Origin of the sequence: Streptomyces canus (assembly GCF_001514145.1) — a bacterium.
Taxonomy (GTDB): domain Bacteria; phylum Actinomycetota; class Actinomycetes; order Streptomycetales; family Streptomycetaceae; genus Streptomyces; species Streptomyces canus.
Genome location: NZ_KQ948681.1, coordinates 53275 through 71773 on the forward strand (window position 1 = coordinate 53275; position 18499 = coordinate 71773).

Here is an 18499-nt window from a genome sequence, read left to right on the forward strand (position 1 = left end):
CAGAAGCGAGTCTTCTCGGGCAGGCCCGCACCGCTGTGTGCTCAGCCGCAGGGGCAGCTGGTCTAGCGCCGGCGGCCCTTACGACGTTTCGCGAGATCGTCGTAGATCGTTTTCCGGAGCCACATTTCCTTGAGCACGGGCGGCTTCTTGCGGTCGCCGGGGCGCCGATCCGGTGGAGGAACCTGCCCGCGGTTTTTGTAGGAGTGCATCGTGGAACGGGCGACGGGCTTCCCGCGCGTCGCGTTGCCCATGATCTCGCGGTATTCGTCGATGTCGAGCAGGTCGCCCGGATTCCCCTCCGGCGGCGGCTTCACCCACACCGGGCCTGCCCCGGTGTACTCCGCCCAGGCCTGAGGGCGCTTCTTCTGCACCCAGTCGTCGACCTCTGTTGCGTCCCACAGGCCGTCGTCACCGGCCGCAGGGAAGCCTTCGGCTTTCATCCAGTGCCCAATCCCCGACTCGGTCATGCGGTACCGCTGCGCGAGACCGTCCTTGCCCAGTCTTGTCGCTCCGGCAGCACTCTCCGGTTGCTCCTCGGCCTCGTCCGCTTCCTCAGCAGAGGAAGCCGTGTCCGGTTCGGCCGGCGCCGGTGTATGTCCCGGCCAGGACTGCGGGCGGTTGTGGCGCACCCAGGTGTCCACCTGCTGCGCATCCCAGCCGCCCCCCGCCAAGGGGGAGGGGAAGTTGAGCAGTCCTGTCCAGTTGTCCACCGTCCGGGGCGTCACGTCGTAAGTGGCGCAGATGCCAGCATGGTCGATCTTGCCGCTCCTGGTCATCCGCGGCTCTCCCCTCGGGCCACCTTGGAGCCGCGGGGCCGGCCCGTGGCCGGACGCCGGACAAAGCGGTACGCGGTGGACCGGTACCACATCGGCTCGTCGACGGCCGGTTCCTCGCCGTCGCCGGGGACCCGGTCGGGCCGCGGCATCCGCCCGTCCGACTGGTAGACCTGCAGCGTCGAGGCCTTCGGTGCCGGCCGGCCGCGGGCTGCGGTGTCGATCGCCCGGATCTGCTCGAGCGTCAGCAGGTCCTCCTCGTCACCGCCCGGCAGCTCGAGATCGTCACGCAGCCCTCCGGTCGCCTGGGCCTTCCGCTCGGAACCAGCCTGCTCCGCGCCGGACGTGCCCGTGCGGCGGGTGGCCGGCCTGGACCGGATGAAGCCGTACGCGGTGGACCGGTACCACATCGGCTCGTCGACGGCCGGTTCCTCGCCGTCGCCGGGGACCCGGTCGGGCCGCGGCATCCGCCCGTCCCGCTGGTAGATCTTCAACGTCGCGGGCTGTGGTGCTGGCCGGCCGCGGGCTGCGGTGTCGATCGCCCGGATCTGCTCGAGCGTCAGGAGGTCCTGGTCGTCACCGCCCGGCAGCTCGAGATCGCCAGCCGCCTGCGGCTGCTGCTCGGAAGCGGGCTGCTCCCCGACCGTCGTCTGGCGGCGGGTCCTGCGTGGCCGATTGAGGTACGCATAGGCGGTCGACCGGAACCACCTGTCCTCGTTGACTTCGGGTTTTTGCCCGTCGCCCGCCTTGCGGTCCGGCCTCGCCAGGGTCCCCTTGGAGATATATGTCCGCAGGGTCCGTACGTCGGTCGCATCGCGGTGGAAGGCCCGCCCCTCGAGCTCGCCGATCCGCTGCAGGGTCAGCAAGTCGCGAGCGTCGCCGGCCGGCAGGCCCAACGGATTGCGCCCCTTCTGCCCCTTGATCCATACGCCCGGAAAATTCTTACGCAGCCACTCGTCCACCTCGTCCTCGTCGTACACGTCCGCCTTGCCGGCCCGGTCGACTGGATCCGGGAAGCTCTCCTCGCCGGTCCACTTGTAGGCGGTGTCCCGGTGTACGTCATACCGCTCGCTGATGAGGGTGACGTTCGTGTGCTTCTGTTCGGAACCTTCAGGAATCATGACGTCTCCAAGGGCCGGCGCGGCCTTCTCCAGGGTTGCCGGCCGCCGTACAGCGGGGGCGTATTCTCGTGGTCCCGGCCGGCGGAGCTTGCCAGGGTCGTGCGGGCGGTGCGAGTGGTGTGGCCGCAGGGGCCCCACCAACAGAGCAAGGTACATAGAAAAATAGAATTGTGCAATCCTCTCGGGTGTGTCGGGCGGTATCCGCGCGCCGCCGGCACGCCATCGTGGGCTGCGGCGGTCACACACCGCCGAAGCCCACGATGACGTGCATGCCAAGTACTTCCACCCGAGGGGGCTGCCGCCTCAACCCGCCGGGGTCAGGACGGGGCAAGCCTCCGCTTTCTTCGCTGCCCGCTGCTTCCTGGCCTCCCGCTCCGCGTCCAACTTCCGCTGCAGACTGCCGAAGGTCTCCAGCCCCTGGCGTTTGAGCAGATGCTTGATGGGGTTCGCCGGGATCCCTACACGCTCGGGCCCCAGCACGGCCAGCAGATCGGATTCAGTCTGGTCCGAGTAGCCGGCGGCCTCAAGCGCCTCGACGTTGTGGAAGACCTCGGCGTGCCGCTCCGATTCAAGATCAAGCATGTAGTCCTCAGTGCCGCCGAGGCTGTAGCACCACAGGAAGTTCCCGGGCGGGCCGGGCTCCACCAGCCGACGGAAGCGGCTGACGGCCTTGGTGTAGCAGTAGAACCGCACTCCATCGGGGGCACTCCGCATGATGCGGAGCCAGGCAGCGAGGTAGTCGTCACTGAAGAAGTCGCCGCTGTCGTGCAGCCGGATCCATTTGCCCTGGTAGCGCTTGTGCTTGAGCTCCTCGGACATCTGCTGTTCCCACTCATCGAGCGTGTCCAGGATCATCTTCAGATTCCGTTCATGGGCCTCGAGCACATTGCGGAATCGGTAGGTACCGGTCCGGGCGTAGCACAACCGCGCGCACGCCCCGGCCTCCGGGCACGTGTTGTACGTCCGCCCGTCGTCGAGGCGCCCCGCGAAGGCCGGCAACGGCCAGTTGAAGATGCCTTCCTGGCGGAGCTGCCGGTTCTGGGTGAGCAGCCACTTGCGGGGTCCGGACTTGGTGTCGGTCATCAGGGTTCACTCCAGGTCAGCTGTCGGTGTCGGAAGAAGGCGAAGCGGAGGCGGGAGGCTTCAGGCCGGGGCACCCCTCGTGGATGGCGGTGCACGCGTGGACCCCGAGAGCGGTGACACCTCCTTCGGCCCGGGCCAGGAGCGCGAACGCCCTGGCCAGCGCAGTGCGGGAGGACCGGCGGTGTTTGCCGCCGAACTGCAAGTCGTCGCCGTGGTTGGCGATCTGCTCCAGTGCCGCGTCCCGGGCCTGATTGATCTGTTCGTCCGTGGCCGACGCCAATTCCGCGATGAACAGAGGGATGAGGCCGGCAAGGAAGTCGGCCAAACGCTCGGGGAAGGCGCCGGTCCAGGGGGCGTGTTCGTAGTGCGGCTGCTGGTTCGGAATGGGAACCCGGACGACACGATCGAACGGGCCGTGGGAGGTGGAAGGTGCGCTGCCGGGCGGGTCGTTGTGCACAGGAGGCTCGATTCATGCAGGGCGCCCCCGACTCGAGTGAGTCGGGGGCGCTCAGGTGGTCCGCCTGGTTCCGGAGCCGGTGCTCTTCCGGCTCCAGGCGGTGCTGTGGGGCAAAAGGCCGGCGAACGGCGCCGGCATTGCCGTGATGGGCTCGCGAGTCCGCGCTCAGCCGAGGTGGCGCAGAGCCTCCTCGCTCACAAGGACACGCCCCTTCGGGGCACCGGCCAGTTCCGCGCCCGCTCGCGTCAGCAGCTCCACCGTGCGGGAGAACGAGGTACGCGGCACCGTGCGCAGCAGCAGCGCAGCAACGCCTTCTCGGAAGGCATAGATTCCGGGCGAGCCTGGCAATGCATGGAGCATGCCGCTGAGGATCACCTCCGCGAGGTGACTCGGGCACGGAGTCGTCCCGAGCGACTTCTGCACCAACTGCATCACCGGCAAATGCGGGACGCCCACCGCCAAGTGACCGGCGAGACCGAACGCTTCGGCAGAAGCGGTCGAGCGGAAGCGGAGGACGAGTTCCTCAGCAGTGAGCTCAACCGGGGAGACGGAACCTTCGACCGAGAGGGCAGCGGGCAGAACGTAGGCGACCGCCCCCGAGATCTCCGCCCCCTCGGCGCCGCTGATCAGCGCGAACCAGTTCTCCAACCACACGGCGGAGGACTCCAGAACCGGGATCAGGACACTGTCCGCTCCCGGCTCCGGCACGCCGTCGTAAGCCGTGAAGCTCAGTGCGGCGTTCGCGGCCCCGGCGGACGGAGCCCAGATCCGACCCGGCGCCCCCGGCAACGCGGTGCGCCGCCACATGCGCTCCGGCAGCGGCTGGACGACCGCGACCGGCCGAACGCGCGCCCAGCTACGCAAAGTCCCGTACCAACGAACGGCGGCCGGGCCGGGATACCACTGCGGGCCGGAGCAGTCACTGAGCACGAGCGTGACCGTACGGTCGTCCTCGACTTGGCGCCCGCGCAGCGTGCCGTCAGCCTTGAGGACGGACACCGTCACGCTCTGGAAGTGACCGGCCTGGGCCAGGGACTGACGCAGACTCCGCAGCAGCGGCCGCCACATGGTCATCGTGGGCCCAGCGTCGAAGACAAGCTGGAGTCGGTACGCCGGGCCGCTGCTTCGGGAAAGGGCGGTGGTCGTCCGCACGTTCACGTCGTCTCCTTGGGGCCTCGGGGAGGGGCGAGGCCCGGACCGGCCGGAGGGAGTCAGTCCGGGCCTCGCGGCCCCGGCCGCCGAGGGGGAGTTGCGCGGCCAGGGCGAGCCGCGTGAAGCGGCTCCTTCGAAATGGTCTTGCGATCGGGCTCTCCCGCCCTCACAAAAACCACTCTACACACTAAAAAAGAAGTAGGCAATACCTCGAATTCTTGGGATGCTGAGACGGCGAACGGGGTGAAGGGTGCGCAGGGGAAGGCGCCGCCGGCTCGAAGCCGGCGGCGCGTGGGGGAGTTGGGTCCTGTCGGCTGGGGCGGGGTTCCGTCTAGCCGCTGACGAGGGAGCAGTCGCGGCGGTGTACGGGCGACGTGCGGAAGGAGGGGGCCTCGGAGGTGTCGTCGCGATCCATGAGCCAGTCCCCGAAGTCCGCCTGGCTGTTGATCGTGACGGACGGAACCGGCGCGCCACAGTCGGGGCACGGTGCGATCAGGCTGAATGTCAGCCGCCCGGGGGTCTCGTACGTGCCGATGAAGAAGTAGGCGCGCCGTCCTTGTGACAGCTGGATGCGTGCCGCGCGAAAGTGCTGCGCCCCGGGGAACAGGGGGTGGTTGAGGTCCTCGTAGACGCCGAGCCTGACGTCGCCCGGCAGGCGGAGGCGGTGACGGAGGGCAGCCTCGACTCCCGCGTGCTCGGATGGGGCACGCAGGATCGAGGGCTCCGTTCCGTGGTCCGTGACCGCCCGTCCGTCTGCTCGATCCAGGGCGGCATGTCGTGCGGCGGCTTCGATCGCCTCCATGCTGGTGATGGTTGCCTCGCGCACCGTGTCTCCTTTGGCTGTCCGTGGCCTGGAGTGCCCCCCGGGGGACTCCAGGCCTCTGGCCCGGACTCGTAGGCGGGTCGGGTCAACCGCTCGAAGCGGCTCAACTGGGTGGCGTTGTGGGCGACTATCCGCTCCACAACGCAATCCACAGTACCCACTTAAAAAGAAGTAAGCAATATAACTGGCGGTGGTGAGGAGACTCGCTGGCTGGTGAAGGGTCAGGCGACGAGTGTGCCCACCATGTCGAGGACATTCTGGGCCCGGTCGAAGGCCACCTGCTTGTGGCCGTACGAAGGCCAGCGCAGATGCATCACCTCATGGGCGAACACCCTGTCGGCGGCCTCCCTGGTCGGCACGTGGGTCAGGTTGACCGCCATCAGAGGTATGTCGAGACGGCTGTCGTGCTCACCGAGAAAGACCTGCGCCGCGTAGTGGGCGTGGAACGTCAGCCCGGTGACCTGGGAGTACCGGGCCAGATCGAAGGTCAGGGCGAAGGGGAGTTGCGACGCCTCCATGAACAACTCCGCCCGCGTTCTGAGCCATCGGGGATCCACGGCCTGCACGCACTCGACTACAGGCAGAGGGCTGACCAGAGCCTCGTGCCGGGCCATGGTGAGCGGGTGCCCTTTGTGGAGCGTCACAGCAGGCCTCCTTCCGGGGCGTTGGACAAGCGCAGGGGCAGATCGCAGAGAGCGGCCGGCGTGTTGAAGTGCGCCGCCAGCTGTTCCGGGAGGCGGCGTTCGAGTAGCAGAGGGCCATGCGCCTGCCGGGCTGTCACAGCCTGGGTGTGCCCGGCCAGGACGACCGCCTCGGCGCTGGCGCCGAAGGTCGCGCTCACCAGTTCGGCCACCTGCGGGTCCAGTGTCCTGGTCCGGCCCGGGTCGAGCACGGCGCTTCGTGACATGCCAGCGTGTTCGGCGGGGTCGGCCGGCCTCAGGCCGGCGGCCGGCCGAAGACCGCGCAGCACGGCGGTGCCCGCGGACCGCAGACCACCGGGTGCCCAAAGGAGCGCGGCGGCCAGACAGCTCAGAGTCCGGTGCTGCGGCTCCAGACGTCGGCCGTCGAATCCGTTGAGGCCTCGTCGCTGGGCCCGCACACTGTCACCTCCCTCGTCTCTGCTTCGGCCAGCCCTCTGGCCGGGGCGCGGCCGGCGAGGCGCCGGCCGCGATCTCATCATGCCAAGACGCCGGCGACGGGCTCCCGGGCCGGCCTCGATCAAGAGAACTGCCCATGCCAGGAGTCGCCTTCCAAGGTGGCGAGCTGCTGTTCCTCCTCCCGGGTGAGCCGGTTGAGGAAGTCGTCCCAGTGTTCGATCTTGGCCAGCTCCTCGCCCTCGGCCGGTTGGATCCGGGCCGTCTCGCCCGAACGCAGCTGCATGATGACGTCGCCGTTGTCGTCTAGATGCGCCTCGGTCCATTCCAGCGCGCGCCGCCGGGTCTGGTTGAGGTTGAACACGAAGCCGAGGTCAGGGGAGGTCTGTCCGCCGACCAGGGGCCGGATCCATATCAGTTGGTCAGGCTCAGGTTCGGCCCGGAAGTGGCGGGCCAGGGGCTGGCGAAACACTTCGGTTCCGTCGGGATCGATGACGACCAGTTGAGCGCCGGCGTCCACCGGGTCCCCGGTGCTGCTGTGGTTGCCGGCGAGCAGGTCGGCGAAGCGTGTCTGCCAGTCGGTAGTCATGTGCGTGATCTCCTTGTTGATGACGGGACGAACGGGGGTCAGTGGGCCGTCTGGACCACGTCCTCGACGGCCTTGCCGCGCAGGTGGGTAATGCCGCGCTTCTTGAAGAACTCCAGCATCTCGGTGCGCTCGTGCGCGTACTCGCACATGATCCGGCTGGGGGCCTCGGCGCCCAACAGATCGATGCCGTCGCGGAACATGATCTCGTTGTTGCTCTGCGAGAACGACGCGATCTTCATGGGGTCGCGGGTCATGCCGTGCATGCTCTTGCCGCCCGCGGGGTTGATCGCGCCGTAGTGGTCTCCGTCGTAGGCGTAGTAGTCCGACCGGCGCATGAGGACGGACGGGTCGTCCCAGATCAGTCGGCCACCCCCTGGGCTGGAGGGTGTGTTCTTGACGCGCAGGAAGACGCTGTTGGCGCCGCCGCTGTACTTGTCCGCAGCCTCCGACATGCCGACACCGCCGCCGATACCCATGACCGACCGCTTCTCGGTGGAGGCCAGCACGCCGGTCGCGAAGAGCTTCGTCATCTCTCCGCCGCCGATGTTGTGGGTCAGAGACTTCCCGGAGAACGCCTTGCTGACCTCGGCCGCGTTGCCGGCTACGTCGAACCGCGACCAGGTCAGCCAGCCGCCGCTGGTGGCCGGGGTCGGGTCATACCCGGAGCTGGCGGCCAGCGCGTCACCGCTGTCGAAGCCGGTGGCCTTGGCGACCGCCTCGCGCAGCACCGCGACCTTCTTGGGCAGCACCGTCTTGGCCGCTTCGAGCTGGATGCGCTTGACCTGGTAATGAAGCGCATCCTCGTCCAGTCCGATGAGAGAGGAGGCCTGCTGGTGGACGAGCTCCTGCACCTGCAGGTCCTCCAGTCCCTTGGCCTCGGCGAACGCCGCTTTCACCGCGGCGCCTTTGTCCAGTCCCTGGGCTGCGACGTTGTTGGTCAGGTACGTCCACTCGCCCTCGGATGCGGTCATCGGCGCGTTCACCAGGTGAAGCTGCTCCAGGCGGTCCACGAGTTCTTTGCCGTGCCCACCGCCCACCGGGGCATGGACCTCGAGCTGGCCCCGCATCGAGAACTCGGTCTTCGAGGGGTCATTCGCCGCGTACGGCCGGTACACCGCGCTCCAGCCGTCACCGAGGTCGACCGAGTACTCCTTGCCGTTGGCCTTGCTGCGGGACGTGCCGTCCCACGACGACTCGCCGGTCTGCGGGTCCAGCTGCGCCTTGATCCGGCTGGCGTCGCGCAATTGGGCAGCGAGCGTGCCCGGCTCCGGTTCGTCGGCCGGTGCAGGGATCTGCTTGGTGACGGTCTTGGTGACCATGTGCCCGAACTGCTCGAAGTGCGGCATGGTCTCGCCGCCGTTGTTGATCTTCTCGCCGACGACGTTTAGCTGGTCCAGGTAGTACTGGGCCATCTCCTTCTCGGCGTCGCTCAGGTCAGCGGAGGACAGCACGCTGTTGACGGCATCCAGGGCCTGCTGGTGTTTCTGGATCGAGGCCTCGGACATCGGCAGGTTGTCCTTCAGCTTGTGCTGAACCGACGTGGTCGCCTTGGTGACCAGTTCACCGAGCTGCTTCTCCTTGTCCAGCGCGAGGCGCTCCTTGACCTCTTCCTCGACTTCCACGTCCACCATCTTGGTCCCGGACACGGATAGCGCCTCGAGCAGCTTGCTCTCTGCCTCCTCGGACACGTGGGCGAGCAGGACCTCGCGGGGGCCGTCGGCGGAGGCGTAGGCGACCAGCGTGGCCTGCGAGTTGATGAAGTCCTCCCCTCCGACCAGGACCGGAGTGCCGGTCGCAACGCCGACGGGCGGCTCGTCGGGCACCGGGGTGAGCGGAGGATCCGTTTCCTCCTCGTCGGGCTCTTCGACCTGGACCTCTTCGGCCGACAGCCCAGAGGCATCAACGCCGTCCTCGTTGGCCGGCTGGTCGCCTTCGACCGCTTGCTGGTCCGCCGCCGACTCCTCCAGGCCCTCGCTCGGCGGCTCCGCCCCGACCTCGCCCGAGTGCGCAGGTTCCGCCGCCACCTCGGTGGTGTCCTCACCCGCGCTGCCTGCGGAGTCTCCGGCCGATGCCGACGCGCCACCGTCCTCCTCGGGTATCGCCGCTTCGGCAGGAGGCTCGGTCGCCGGTGCGGTGCTCTGGAGAAGCTCGGTCTCCCATTCCGTCAAAGTCGCAGGCTCGGGCGGGGGCTCCGTCCCGAGGGCGACCGGAGCGGACGGCGAGTCGGTGGTCACCGTCGGCGAGACGGCGTACGAGGCGTGACTGCTCTTGGAGTTGGTTCCCATCACTTAGCCCCGTGCTTCAGGGAGGCCGCGGTCGGCATGTTCAGCTCCTTGACGAAGAAGTTGGTGAACGACTCCCGCAGGCTCTGCTTGCGCTGGACGGCGTGGTCCAGGAAGGCCTCGGCGATCTGCTCGCTGCTGACCTTGGCCGACGGGATGCCGTGCTTCTTGGCGGCCGCCTTGCGCATCGTCGGCACCCAGTGGACGCCGGCCTTGACGCCCTCGTGGGCGGTGGAGTGCAGCATCGAGCGCCACTGGGAGTCGGGGATCGCTTCGAAGTTCTTGATAATCGGGTGCGCCACGGCGGGGTTGACCTTGATGCCGTCGCCGAGGCCTCCCGACAGTGCCGCCTGGTACAGCTTCTGGTGCACCGGGTCGTAGGAACCGCCTCCCGACGGGGCGTACCCCAACGCGAGTTGGTCCTGCCCGTAGTGCTTGAACGCCTGGCCGAGGTCGCACCGGACGAGGCCGCCCGAGGCGGTGCGCAGTACGTTCGCCTGATGGCCGTCGTGATCACCGACGAGCCAGGCTCCCACGTGCGAACGGACGATGGCGTCCACCTCCGACTGGGACCAGTTCTGCGGCTCCGAGGCGAAGTGGTGCGTGTCCTTGAGCAGCGGCTGGACGCTGCCGCTCTTGCCCTCGACGTTCTTGACGTACACCGGCACCGAGGGCAGGCCGCCCAGCGACAGGGCGTGCGAGGCCGCGGATTCCGCGTGCGCGATCGCCCCGCCATCCTTGTCGGCCTTGAACAGCCATGCGGAGCCGTCCGGGGCGTCGTGGAGAGACTTGGCGTAGGTGCCCCCGAGATTCGCGGTCTTGCCGGGCCCGAACGACCAGGAGCCGACCACGTCCGCGTCGATACGCGCGGGCACATCCTGAGTGGTGGCCTTGACCTGCTGGAGGTTGGCCACCAGGGCCTGGACCTTGGCATTGAAGGAACCCGGCGGCGCCGGCTTGACCGGGGCCTTGGGAACGGAGCCGGCCGCAGGGGAAGGCGTCGGCGTCTCGGCGAGCTTCTTGGCCTGCTCAGGGCTTGCACCCATGCTCAGCGCCGCCGCCTCCTTGGCCTCCTTCGTCAGCCCGCCCGCCTGGGATGGCGACGGCGTCGAGGAGGCGGGAGCGGACGACGGCGAGGACCCGGAGGTGATCAGCTTGCTCTGCAAGGCCTTGACGGCTTCGTCGGACGCCAGGCCGTTGTCCACTCCGGCCGGGGGACCGGTCTTCTTCTTCGCCGCCGCGGCCGCGACCTTCGCGTTGATTTCCTCTTTGTCCAGGGCCGGGTTGAAGCTCGAGGCGATGAAGCTGGTGACGTGCGCGCGGGCCGCCTTGTCCGCGTCCGGCATTCCCATCTGCTCGGCCACCTCACGCAGGTCGCCGAGCTTCTGCTCTTTGGCCCACGCGTTGAACTCGTTGGTGAGCGCCTTGGGGGCCACGGTGTGCGACGTGAGCAGCCCGGGATTGCCCATGGAGATATCGCTCGCCGGCTGCAGTACGCCGTGGATCCATCCCTGAGCATCCGTCTGCAGTGTGTGGAGCTCGCCCGTGCTCGTCGCCCACTCCGCGACCTGGGCCGCCGCCTCCGGATTCCCCTCCAGGTCGGGAAGGGCGAGAGGGCTGCTGAGATCGGGCTTGGCCGCGGAATGGACGTCCAGGGCTTTGTCCAGCGCGGCCAGCTGGTCCTGCCGCGCCTGTGACTTGGCCTTCAGGGCCTCCTTCTCGGTCTCCGCGGTGCCGGTGCGCAGCAGGTCGACGATCTCTCGCGGCTTGAGGTGCTGAGCGTCTGCGAGGGACATGTCCCCCGCAGCAACGGCGTCCTGGACCAGCGGGAGGACCGTGGAGGTGCTGATCTTCGCGATCTCCAGAGGGTCCCCGGTCCACACCTTGTAGCCGGCCTGGATTTCCTCCAGGTCCGGCATCTGCGGGCACTGGGCCGTGAGGACCTGCTTCTCCGCTTGCAGCAGGTTCTGCAGCTTCTCACTGTCCAAGATGCCTTTGGCGTCGGCCACTTCCTGGCAGGCGGCCTCCCACGCCGTCACGGCGGCTTCGAACTGTTCCGGAGTGGCCGTCCATGTCCCTGCCGGCCCGGGGGACGGCAGCGAAGTGCCCTCGATCTGGTAGAGATCGGCGAGGGTCATCCCGCCGACGGTGCCCCCGGACAGCAACTGGTTGTAGCGCTGTAGCGCGGCGGCCTGGATCTTCTGCTTCGACGGGATCGGGTCGTCGTAGTAGGGGTCGAGCCAGTGGACCAGGGGGTGCTGGCCCGTGCCGGACAGCCCGACGAGCGCGGGGTGCTCGAATCCCTTCGCCGCGGCGATCTGCTGCAGCTCCTCCGGAGAGAGGCTGTTCAGGTACTCGAGAGACTGTGCCCGCAGGGCGTCGAGCTGGGCCTGGATCTCCTCCTCGGAGGCGCCCTCGGCCTTCATCGTCTCGATGGCTTCCTTGGCGGCCTTGATCTGCTCGGCGAAGATCTCGTACCGCTCGACGGGGTCCTCGGGCAGGTCCGGGTATCCGGCATTCCCCTCCTCGCCGCCCGCAGCGATATGGTCCAGGTTGTCCATCGCAACCATCAGGTCCGTCTTCGCGGTGACGAGTTCGTCGCTCAGCTGCTGCTCGTCCGGCGGCGCGCCGGCCCCGCTCGCCTCGACAGCCTCGGCCGTGTCGCTCGGCGCGATGGCGTACGAGGCGTGGCTGCTCTTGGAGTTGGTGCCCATCACGCGCCGTCCCGGGGCGGAAGGACCGGAATGACCTCGGCCAGGAGCTGGTCGAGGACGAGCTCGGCGGCGTGCCGCAGGTCGGCGGCGCCCGGGGGGACGTCGGTGAGGGAGAGCTGGCAGACGCCGTTCTCCTCCTGCCAGCGATCGACCTTCTCCGGTGTGACGCCTTCGGCGAGGCGCTCACGCCAGGGGTTGGCCTCGTCATAGACCAGCGGGACCCACACGACGTGTTGCGCGGGGTCCGCATCGGGCGCGGCGTCGAGTGCCAGAACGGCCACCGGGTCCACTGCCATGCCGAGAGCCGGATGCCACACCGTGAGGATCGACAGCTGCCAGGTGGCGGGAGCCGGGACAGCCAGCGACTCTGGCGCCGAGGGCTCCGGCTTCGGTGACGTGGGTGTCGACATCTTGAGGCTCCTCCCGTGGGTTTCGCCTCATAGGGGTGCGAAAATCCGCCGCCGTGTGACATCCACGGCGGCGGATTCTTGTGATTTTCCGATTTACGAGGGTTGGCGGCCCGGCAGAAGTGAGGCCATGAACTGCACGGTGGCCGCGAAGGCGTCCGCCGGCCGAGCGTGGATGTCCTCGCGCCCGTTCGCGGTCATGATCGCTCCGTGCAGGGCGTATTGATGCGGGTTCTGGCTGATCAGGGTCAAGCGGTTCCCGAAGAGCGCCACGACCTGGGCGATCCGGTCGACGCGGGACAGGCCGGTGAGGATCACCGGGAGATCGGCGGGCAGGTTCTCGGCGAGCCAGTACAGGCCGGGCAGGGCCCAGGTGTCCCAGTTGCTGTTCTCCCGCACCGTCTGTACGTTCACGGCGATGGCCGGCGGGGGCGCGTCCTCGATCCAGGCGATGTACCGCTTGAGGTCCTCCAGGCGGAACCAGTACACGTTGGGGACCGCGGCCACGCCGGCGTCGGCGAATTCCTGGGCGATCAACAGGCAGCGACGCATGTTCAGCAGGTGCTCGGTGCGGGGCCAGTTGCCGTAGATCGAGTAGTTCGGGGAGAGCACGAGGTCCCATCCCTGTGAGGCGATCTCCTCGACCAGGCCGTCGCGCTTGCGGTAGGTCCAGAAGGCCTCCACAAGGGGATCTTCGCCGTAGCCGACGAGCACGGCCTTCTGGTCATCCCGCAGGGCGAGCGCCTCGCGGGCCGACTTGCCGGCGAACCGCGGGTAGATCGTGTGAGTGTCCGGGCTGAAGACCCGGCGCATCCCGACTCCGTAGGCCGGCCACCGCAGGCTCGCGTCGAGCTGGGTCACGGCGGAGCCGTCGGTCATCGGAACGAACGCCGGCAGGTCGGGCAGCTCGCCGTCGATCACGATGTCGTCAAAGGCGAGTGTGCCGCCGACGTCGCCCATCCACCGGGCGATGTCGGTACGGCTTCCGCAGCGGATCGGGCAGCCGCCGCACGCGTTCGTGGGCGCCCCGGCCTCGGTCGCCGCGCATCCGCAGTAGGAGCAGTCGGAATTGCTCCCCGAACACAGCGGCTCCACCGTGGCCGGGCCGCCGCGCCCGTCCGGACCGGTCCAGAAGGCGCACGTACGGCAGTCGCAGCCGCGGCCCGGCAGCGGCAGTCCGACACGGGGCGTGGGCAGGGAAGTGAGGGTCATGCGGCGTGCTCGCTCTCTTCGAGGCGAGGCATCTCCTCGCCGAGGTACTGGTTGAGTTCGCGGGTGGCAAGGCGCAGCGAGCCGAGGTCGTACCGGCCGACCTGTCGGCCGGTACGTAGTTCCGCGAGCAGGGCCCGCAGGCCGTCCAGCGCGCCCCGGACCACCGCCGCGTCCGCCTGCGGCGCCGGTGGTTCGGGCTCCCCGGCAACCTCGGGCTCTGCTGGCTGCACGAGAGTCCGAGGCTCACCAAGTGCCGAGGAGACCGTGGGTGTACCGCTGTTGGTCTCGGACACGTCGTGAGACGACGGCGCCTCGGTCTCCTGCCCGGCCTCCTCCTCCGGCACCGGGTCGGGAACGCGCGTGAGGGCGGCGCGGCGGCTGGCATTCGCCTGCTCCTGACGGACCTCGGCGGTTTCGATGATCTGCTCCGGCTCGAGCTCCGGCGACGTCAGACCGACGTTCACCGCGGTGGGCAGCAGGTGGAGCCGCGAAGAGTTCTTGAGCGCCGCCCAGATCTCCGAGGCGGCCGACTCGCGGCCGCGCAGAAGCGCGGCGAAGCGAATGCGCGTGTTGAGACGGATGGCGGCTTCGTCCATCTCCTCGGTCAGGTCACGCGGCAGTTCCCGGAAGGCACGCACGAGTTCGGTGGCCTTGCGCTCGGTCAGCTGAAGGCCGAGCCGGGTGAGGACTTCCGACCAGGGCGCGGCACAGGACTGGTCGGTCCCGCGGATCCTCTCCAAGGCCTTGAACCGCTCGACCGAGTCCGTGATCCCGTAGACCTCCGCCGGCACCGGCTTGCCGGCCCGCAGCAGTTTGCCGACCAGGACGGCACACCGCTGGTACATCAGCGCGGCCGCCTGTTCCCCAGGGCGCAGCGGTTCACGGGCGAAGTTCTCGACGAACCGCCACATATGGCGCTCTTCGTCGCTGAGGGGACCGGGGCAGACCACCGCGGGCAGCGCGGCGAAGTGCGGGTTGTCCGGCAGATGTGCGGCACCCCACCGCATGGCGCGCAGCCGTCGCTCGCCGGTGACCAGGCGGATCACCGGCGCGCGATCAGCGACCGCGATCTCTTCGGCGAGGACGGGCTCGAGCATGCCGACGACCGACATGCTCGAGATCAGGTCGGACAGCTCCTCGGGGGCAGTCGCGTCCCCCGGCTTGCGGCCCTGCGGCTCGGTGAAGGCAGCGCCGGGACCCTGCAGGGGCAGCATCTCGAAACGCCGCTGCCGCAGCTTGGCGCTGCGCTGCAGAATCTCGGCGAGCTGGATCATGTTGCTGCCGGCGGGCGCCGCGTCCTCCAGGGTGGAGGTGCTCATGGGCTGGGTGTCCTCCCTACGGCGGATCCTGGCACGGCCCGAACAGGCCGGCCCGGATCACTGGGCGTGCTTGAGGTACAGGTCGGTAAGTGGCGGACGGTCCTCCGGCGTGCCCCGCAGCAGCACGGTGAAGATCGGCTCGAACGGCCCGCGGTCCTGGAGCAGTTGAAGCGTGGTGACGCCGATCTGCAGGCGCCCCGCGAGCCGGGACAGGCGAGGGTCGGCCCGCGTGAGGGCGTACAGGTCGGCGGTTCGCGCCTCGAGCCGGGCCGGCAGGGTCCGCGTTCGCGGCCCGTCCAGAACGACCAGAAGCCGAGGGAAGACCGGGTAGGTGTACTGCCAGGCCGGACGGCTTGAGGCCGCCGAGCGGCGGGAGCGGTCCGGATGCTGCGGGACGTACTCGAACAGGCGCCCATAGGCGGCGACTTTCGCGGCCAGCCGCGCCGTGGTCATCGTGGCCCGGTCGACCTCGATGAACGTCGTGAGCATCTTCCGCCGTCCATGGGAGAGGTCCACGTAGTGCAGGACCGCGTCGGAGATGACGTGGTCGTCCTCCACCCGGCGCTGCCCGTCGCGGATCCGGTGCGCGACCTCGGGCGTCCAGTCCAGGGGCCCGCACTCGTGTCCCAGGCGCGCCGCGTGGCGGACGAATGCCAGTCCGGCCGCGTTCACAGCCAGCGTGTGGGCCTGACGCGAGCCGGCGACCGACTCGGGTGTGACGCGGTAGAGACGAGATGGCAACTCCCCTGCTTCTTCTACCGCGGCCGCGCCGATCTCGGTGAGAAACCACAGGTAGGGCAGGTTCCGCCGGTTCGGGCCCCGAGCCTCGCCCTGGGCCCGCATCCGATGCACCAGACCCGCGTTGCGCAGCTCGTTGAGCTGGTTGAGCAGGTAGACCGGGCGGGAGGCCTGGGGCGTGAGCAGCTGGTGCATTTGGGGCGTCGACATCACGCGGTGCTGGTACAGCACGTCCAGGGCCATCTTGGCCAGGGACGTGAAGCTCTTGTGGCGCACCGGTACGACGGCGCTCTCGGTGAGGATGGTCATGCGAGTTCCGTATCCGTGCTGGCGGGTCCGCTGGCGGAGCTCGGGTGGGGCGCCGGGCTGCTGACGACGGTGCCCGGCTTGTCGGAGACGCGGTCAGCGCCGGCTCCCGAGGCCGACGGGCCGCTGCCCGGCGCGGGCTTGCCGGCTGGCTGCTGGTCATCCGGGTCGGTGTCATCCGGGGGCGGCGCCGGGAGCTTGCTGACGAACCCCTTGATCCGGTTGTCGAGCCTGCGCAGGTCGTCGAGGATGTCGCGGACCCTCCGGCGCTGGAGGTTCTCATCGACGGCCGCCGACAGCGCGGGCAGATCCTTTTCCCGGTAGTACTCGGCGTAGAGCTCGTCGACGCTGGCTCCGCGGACACGGAACGGATCGGTGGGTCCGTCCTCCAGCGTCACGGACATCACGTAGTTGTAGCGCTGCAGCTGGGTGATCGTGTACGGGTCGACCAGCTTGCCCCACCGGCGCGTGACCATCTGGGCCTCGTCGACATCGGATCCTGTCGTCGACAGCAACGAGAGGTTCTGCAGCAAGCCCTGACGGGTCGTGGGCGTCAGCCGCTGAGCCATCTGCGTCATGGCGAGGAGCTTCACCTTGAACTTCCGCAGCTGCTCCGCGATCTGCGCGAGAGTCCCCTTCGAGGCGCCGTCGACGGCGGTGAGCTCGTCGATGAACGCGTAGAAGTCCTTGCGCTGATCCGCCGGCACGTCGCGCCGCGCGAGGCCGGCCCGGAACAGGTCGTAAATCAGCAGGGAGCTGATGATCCGGTCGGTGTCTCCGGTGCCCGAGGTGCAGATGAACACGATCTTCCCGGTGTCCATGGCGGTCCGGATGTCGTAGCTCGACGTGCTGGAACCGAGCAGCGCCTTGATGGCGTTCGACGAGTCCAGCCGCTCAATGATGTTCGTGACCACCGGCATTGCATCCCCGGGGTACTTGGGGAATGTCTTGGTCCAGAAGTCCCGCAGCTCCTTCGACAGGTAGGGCACGATCGTGTCGCGCCACTCCTCGTCACTGAGGACAGTCCGGATCTGGAAGACCGTCGGTGCCAGCCCGGGCTGGTTGTTCCGGGCGAGCAGAAGTGACAGCTCCACCAGCGACTTCACGGCATTGGTCAGGATGGTCTTCGCACGTCCGGCCGAGTCTCCCCAGTTCAAAGCACTGGAGAACCCCGTGACGATGTACTGCACGATGTCGGGGATATCCGCCTCATGGCGATTCTGCATCGACAGCGGGTTCCACGAGGCGACCATCCTGTCCAGGTCGGGAGAGGTCAGGTCGATCTCCCAGATCCGGTCCATCAGGTGGTCGTGCGCGAGGTACGGGCGGGCGCGCTGCCAGCCGTCCCCGTGCGGATCAAGGAAGAGGACGCCGTGACCGCAGTGCGCGAGCGCGATCGCCTGGACCAGCGACATTTCCGTCTTACCGAAGCCGGCCTTGCCCAGGGACAGCGCGAACAGCAAGTAGACGAGCGGCACGCCAGCCAGACGCTCGCCCCCTCCTGGCTTTGGGACCCAGCCCAGCGGCATCAGATCCGGCTGGCCGGTCCACGTGGGAAGGTTGGCCGGGGGAGGCGGCACCGTACCTCCGGAACGGGCGATGTTCGCCGCCGAGTTGTGCTTGGTGGGCGGCTTCAGCAGCCCGGCGATCTCGGCCGCGGTCACCCAGCCGTGGCGACGCGGACTGAACGCCCCCGTCTCGAAACGGCTGTCGAAGCTGCGCCGGTACAGCAGCGAGTCGGACCGCACCCGGGTGACGCCGAGGTTGAGGCCGACCGGGCGCAGATGGTTCTCGCCAGACCATGCCTCGAGCGCGGCCAGGACCTGATCGAGCAGCAGCCGCGCCCTGTGCGGGTCGGCGGAGCAGGTGCGAACCAACAGCTGGAGGTCGAACACCGGGGCCGCACCGGGAAGGAACTTGCCCATGGCGGCCTTCATGTCCGAAGTCCGCGTAATCCGGAGCATGGAGTGCCGACGCGACGCAGGACGTCGGCCCTGGTTGCCGCGCATCTCGGCCGCGACCTCAGCGCCGATCGCGGACAGGCCCTCCAGACTGAAACCGGTGCCCGGCTGGCGCGGGAGCCCGGGTATGGCGGGCATGTCGCTGGGACGCCGCCGGGCCGCGGCAAGCAGCCGGCTTCGTTTCCTGCCGACCTTCGCCGGCGAGACCGGCACGAGGTCCAGGACCAGGTCAGCGCGTTCGCCGAGGTCTTCCCGGACGTCGGCTACCGCGGAGGCCATGGCCTGCAGCGGGTCGGGCTTGAGGGGCATGTCGCGCAGGGCGAGGTGATCCGGCAGGGCCAGGGCCAGCTCGGCGCGGGCCACATGGATCTTCCTGGAGGACGGACGGCGTGGAGGCGGTGTGTCCTTGGAGAGGGGCACCGGCGGGCCGGGCTGTTCGGGAGACTGCGTCATTGCGTGTCCTTCAGT

16 protein-coding genes are annotated in these 18499 nt (G+C 68.7%); all 16 read right to left on the reverse strand.

All coding sequences use genetic code 11. The features are described from left to right. Nucleotides 1-62 precede the first annotated feature (62 nt). The 16 genes from AQJ46_RS46830 to AQJ46_RS46905 all read right to left on the reverse strand — a co-directional run bounded on the left by AQJ46_RS46830 (nt 63) and on the right by AQJ46_RS46905 (nt 18484). Nucleotides 63-776: a hypothetical protein gene (locus AQJ46_RS46830; RefSeq protein ID WP_059211462.1), complete on the reverse strand. Its 714-nt coding sequence runs from the start codon at nt 774-776 to the stop codon at nt 63-65. Continuing rightward, the gene (locus AQJ46_RS46835) at nt 773-1894 is read right to left on the reverse strand and encodes a MerR family transcriptional regulator (RefSeq protein ID WP_059211463.1); all 1122 of its coding nucleotides are present in this window, start codon (nt 1892-1894) and stop codon (nt 773-775) included. Before AQJ46_RS46835 ends, AQJ46_RS46830 begins: the two co-directional genes overlap by 4 nt. 303 nt (nt 1895-2197) lie before the next feature. Continuing rightward, nucleotides 2198-2977: a GP88 family protein gene (locus tag AQJ46_RS46840; protein ID WP_059211464.1), complete on the reverse strand. Its 780-nt coding sequence runs from the start codon at nt 2975-2977 to the stop codon at nt 2198-2200. A 16-nt stretch (nt 2978-2993) separates the two neighbouring features. Beyond that, nucleotides 2994-3434: a hypothetical protein gene (locus AQJ46_RS46845; RefSeq protein WP_059211465.1), complete on the reverse strand. Its 441-nt coding sequence runs from the start codon at nt 3432-3434 to the stop codon at nt 2994-2996. A gap of 165 nt (nt 3435-3599) precedes the next feature. Then, nucleotides 3600-4592, reverse strand: coding sequence for an SAV_2336 N-terminal domain-related protein (locus AQJ46_RS46850; protein ID WP_059211466.1), 993 nt, complete (start codon nt 4590-4592; stop codon nt 3600-3602). A 325-nt stretch (nt 4593-4917) separates the two neighbouring features. Beyond that, nucleotides 4918-5412, reverse strand: coding sequence for a hypothetical protein (locus AQJ46_RS46855; RefSeq protein WP_059211467.1), 495 nt, complete (start codon nt 5410-5412; stop codon nt 4918-4920). Nucleotides 5413-5630: 218 nt separating this feature from the next. Beyond that, nucleotides 5631-6053 carry a hypothetical protein gene (locus tag AQJ46_RS46860; RefSeq protein WP_225887615.1) on the reverse strand — a complete coding sequence of 141 codons (423 nt, stop codon included), beginning with the start codon at nt 6051-6053 and terminating at the stop codon, nt 5631-5633. After that, nucleotides 6050-6316: a hypothetical protein gene (locus tag AQJ46_RS55815; protein WP_159064199.1), complete on the reverse strand. Its 267-nt coding sequence runs from the start codon at nt 6314-6316 to the stop codon at nt 6050-6052. Before AQJ46_RS55815 ends, AQJ46_RS46860 begins: the two co-directional genes overlap by 4 nt. A gap of 311 nt (nt 6317-6627) precedes the next feature. After that, on the reverse strand, nt 6628-7092 hold the full coding sequence (locus AQJ46_RS46870) for a hypothetical protein (protein WP_059211469.1): 465 nt from the start codon (nt 7090-7092) through the stop codon (nt 6628-6630). A 38-nt stretch (nt 7093-7130) separates the two neighbouring features. Then, nucleotides 7131-9377, reverse strand: coding sequence for an ICP22 family protein (locus AQJ46_RS46875; protein WP_059211470.1), 2247 nt, complete (start codon nt 9375-9377; stop codon nt 7131-7133). After that, nucleotides 9377-12088, reverse strand: coding sequence for a hypothetical protein (locus AQJ46_RS46880; protein ID WP_059211471.1), 2712 nt, complete (start codon nt 12086-12088; stop codon nt 9377-9379). Before AQJ46_RS46880 ends, AQJ46_RS46875 begins: the two co-directional genes overlap by 1 nt. Beyond that, nucleotides 12088-12498: a hypothetical protein gene (locus AQJ46_RS46885; protein ID WP_059211472.1), complete on the reverse strand. Its 411-nt coding sequence runs from the start codon at nt 12496-12498 to the stop codon at nt 12088-12090. The genes AQJ46_RS46880 and AQJ46_RS46885 overlap by 1 nt, the downstream gene beginning before the upstream one ends. Nucleotides 12499-12591: 93 nt before the next feature. Next, on the reverse strand, nt 12592-13707 hold the full coding sequence (locus AQJ46_RS46890; RefSeq protein WP_059211473.1) for a DUF4417 domain-containing protein: 1116 nt from the start codon (nt 13705-13707) through the stop codon (nt 12592-12594). Further along, a complete protein-coding gene (locus AQJ46_RS46895; protein ID WP_059211474.1) occupies nt 13704-15026 on the reverse strand; it encodes a ParB N-terminal domain-containing protein in 1323 nt (440 codons plus the stop codon). Before AQJ46_RS46895 ends, AQJ46_RS46890 begins: the two co-directional genes overlap by 4 nt. A gap of 57 nt (nt 15027-15083) precedes the next feature. Beyond that, a complete protein-coding gene (locus tag AQJ46_RS46900; protein ID WP_059211475.1) occupies nt 15084-16073 on the reverse strand; it encodes a replication-relaxation family protein in 990 nt (329 codons plus the stop codon). Then, nucleotides 16070-18484, reverse strand: a complete 2415-nt coding sequence (locus tag AQJ46_RS46905) for a type IV secretory system conjugative DNA transfer family protein (RefSeq protein WP_225887616.1) — start codon at nt 18482-18484, stop codon at nt 16070-16072. The genes AQJ46_RS46900 and AQJ46_RS46905 overlap by 4 nt, the downstream gene beginning before the upstream one ends. Between the last annotated feature and the right edge of the window lie 15 nt (nt 18485-18499).

Bases quoted from the DNA above. Each gene is read 5' to 3' on its own strand.
- AQJ46_RS46830 (WP_059211462.1), bottom strand. From the start codon at position 776: ATGACCAGGAGCGGCAAGATCGACCATGCTGGCATCTGCGCCACTTAC.
- AQJ46_RS46835 (WP_059211463.1), bottom strand. From the start codon at position 1,894: ATGATTCCTGAAGGTTCCGAACAGAAGCACACGAACGTCACCCTCATC.
- AQJ46_RS46840 (WP_059211464.1), bottom strand. From the start codon at position 2,977: ATGACCGACACCAAGTCCGGACCCCGCAAGTGGCTGCTCACCCAGAAC.
- AQJ46_RS55815 (WP_159064199.1), bottom strand. From the start codon at position 6,316: ATGTCACGAAGCGCCGTGCTCGACCCGGGCCGGACCAGGACACTGGAC.
- AQJ46_RS46870 (WP_059211469.1), bottom strand. From the start codon at position 7,092: ATGACTACCGACTGGCAGACACGCTTCGCCGACCTGCTCGCCGGCAAC.
- AQJ46_RS46875 (WP_059211470.1), bottom strand. From the start codon at position 9,377: ATGGGAACCAACTCCAAGAGCAGTCACGCCTCGTACGCCGTCTCGCCG.
- AQJ46_RS46880 (WP_059211471.1), bottom strand. From the start codon at position 12,088: ATGGGCACCAACTCCAAGAGCAGCCACGCCTCGTACGCCATCGCGCCG.
- AQJ46_RS46885 (WP_059211472.1), bottom strand. From the start codon at position 12,498: ATGTCGACACCCACGTCACCGAAGCCGGAGCCCTCGGCGCCAGAGTCG.
- AQJ46_RS46890 (WP_059211473.1), bottom strand. From the start codon at position 13,707: ATGACCCTCACTTCCCTGCCCACGCCCCGTGTCGGACTGCCGCTGCCG.
- AQJ46_RS46895 (WP_059211474.1), bottom strand. From the start codon at position 15,026: ATGAGCACCTCCACCCTGGAGGACGCGGCGCCCGCCGGCAGCAACATG.
- AQJ46_RS46900 (WP_059211475.1), bottom strand. From the start codon at position 16,073: ATGACCATCCTCACCGAGAGCGCCGTCGTACCGGTGCGCCACAAGAGC.
- AQJ46_RS46905 (WP_225887616.1), bottom strand. From the start codon at position 18,484: ATGACGCAGTCTCCCGAACAGCCCGGCCCGCCGGTGCCCCTCTCCAAG.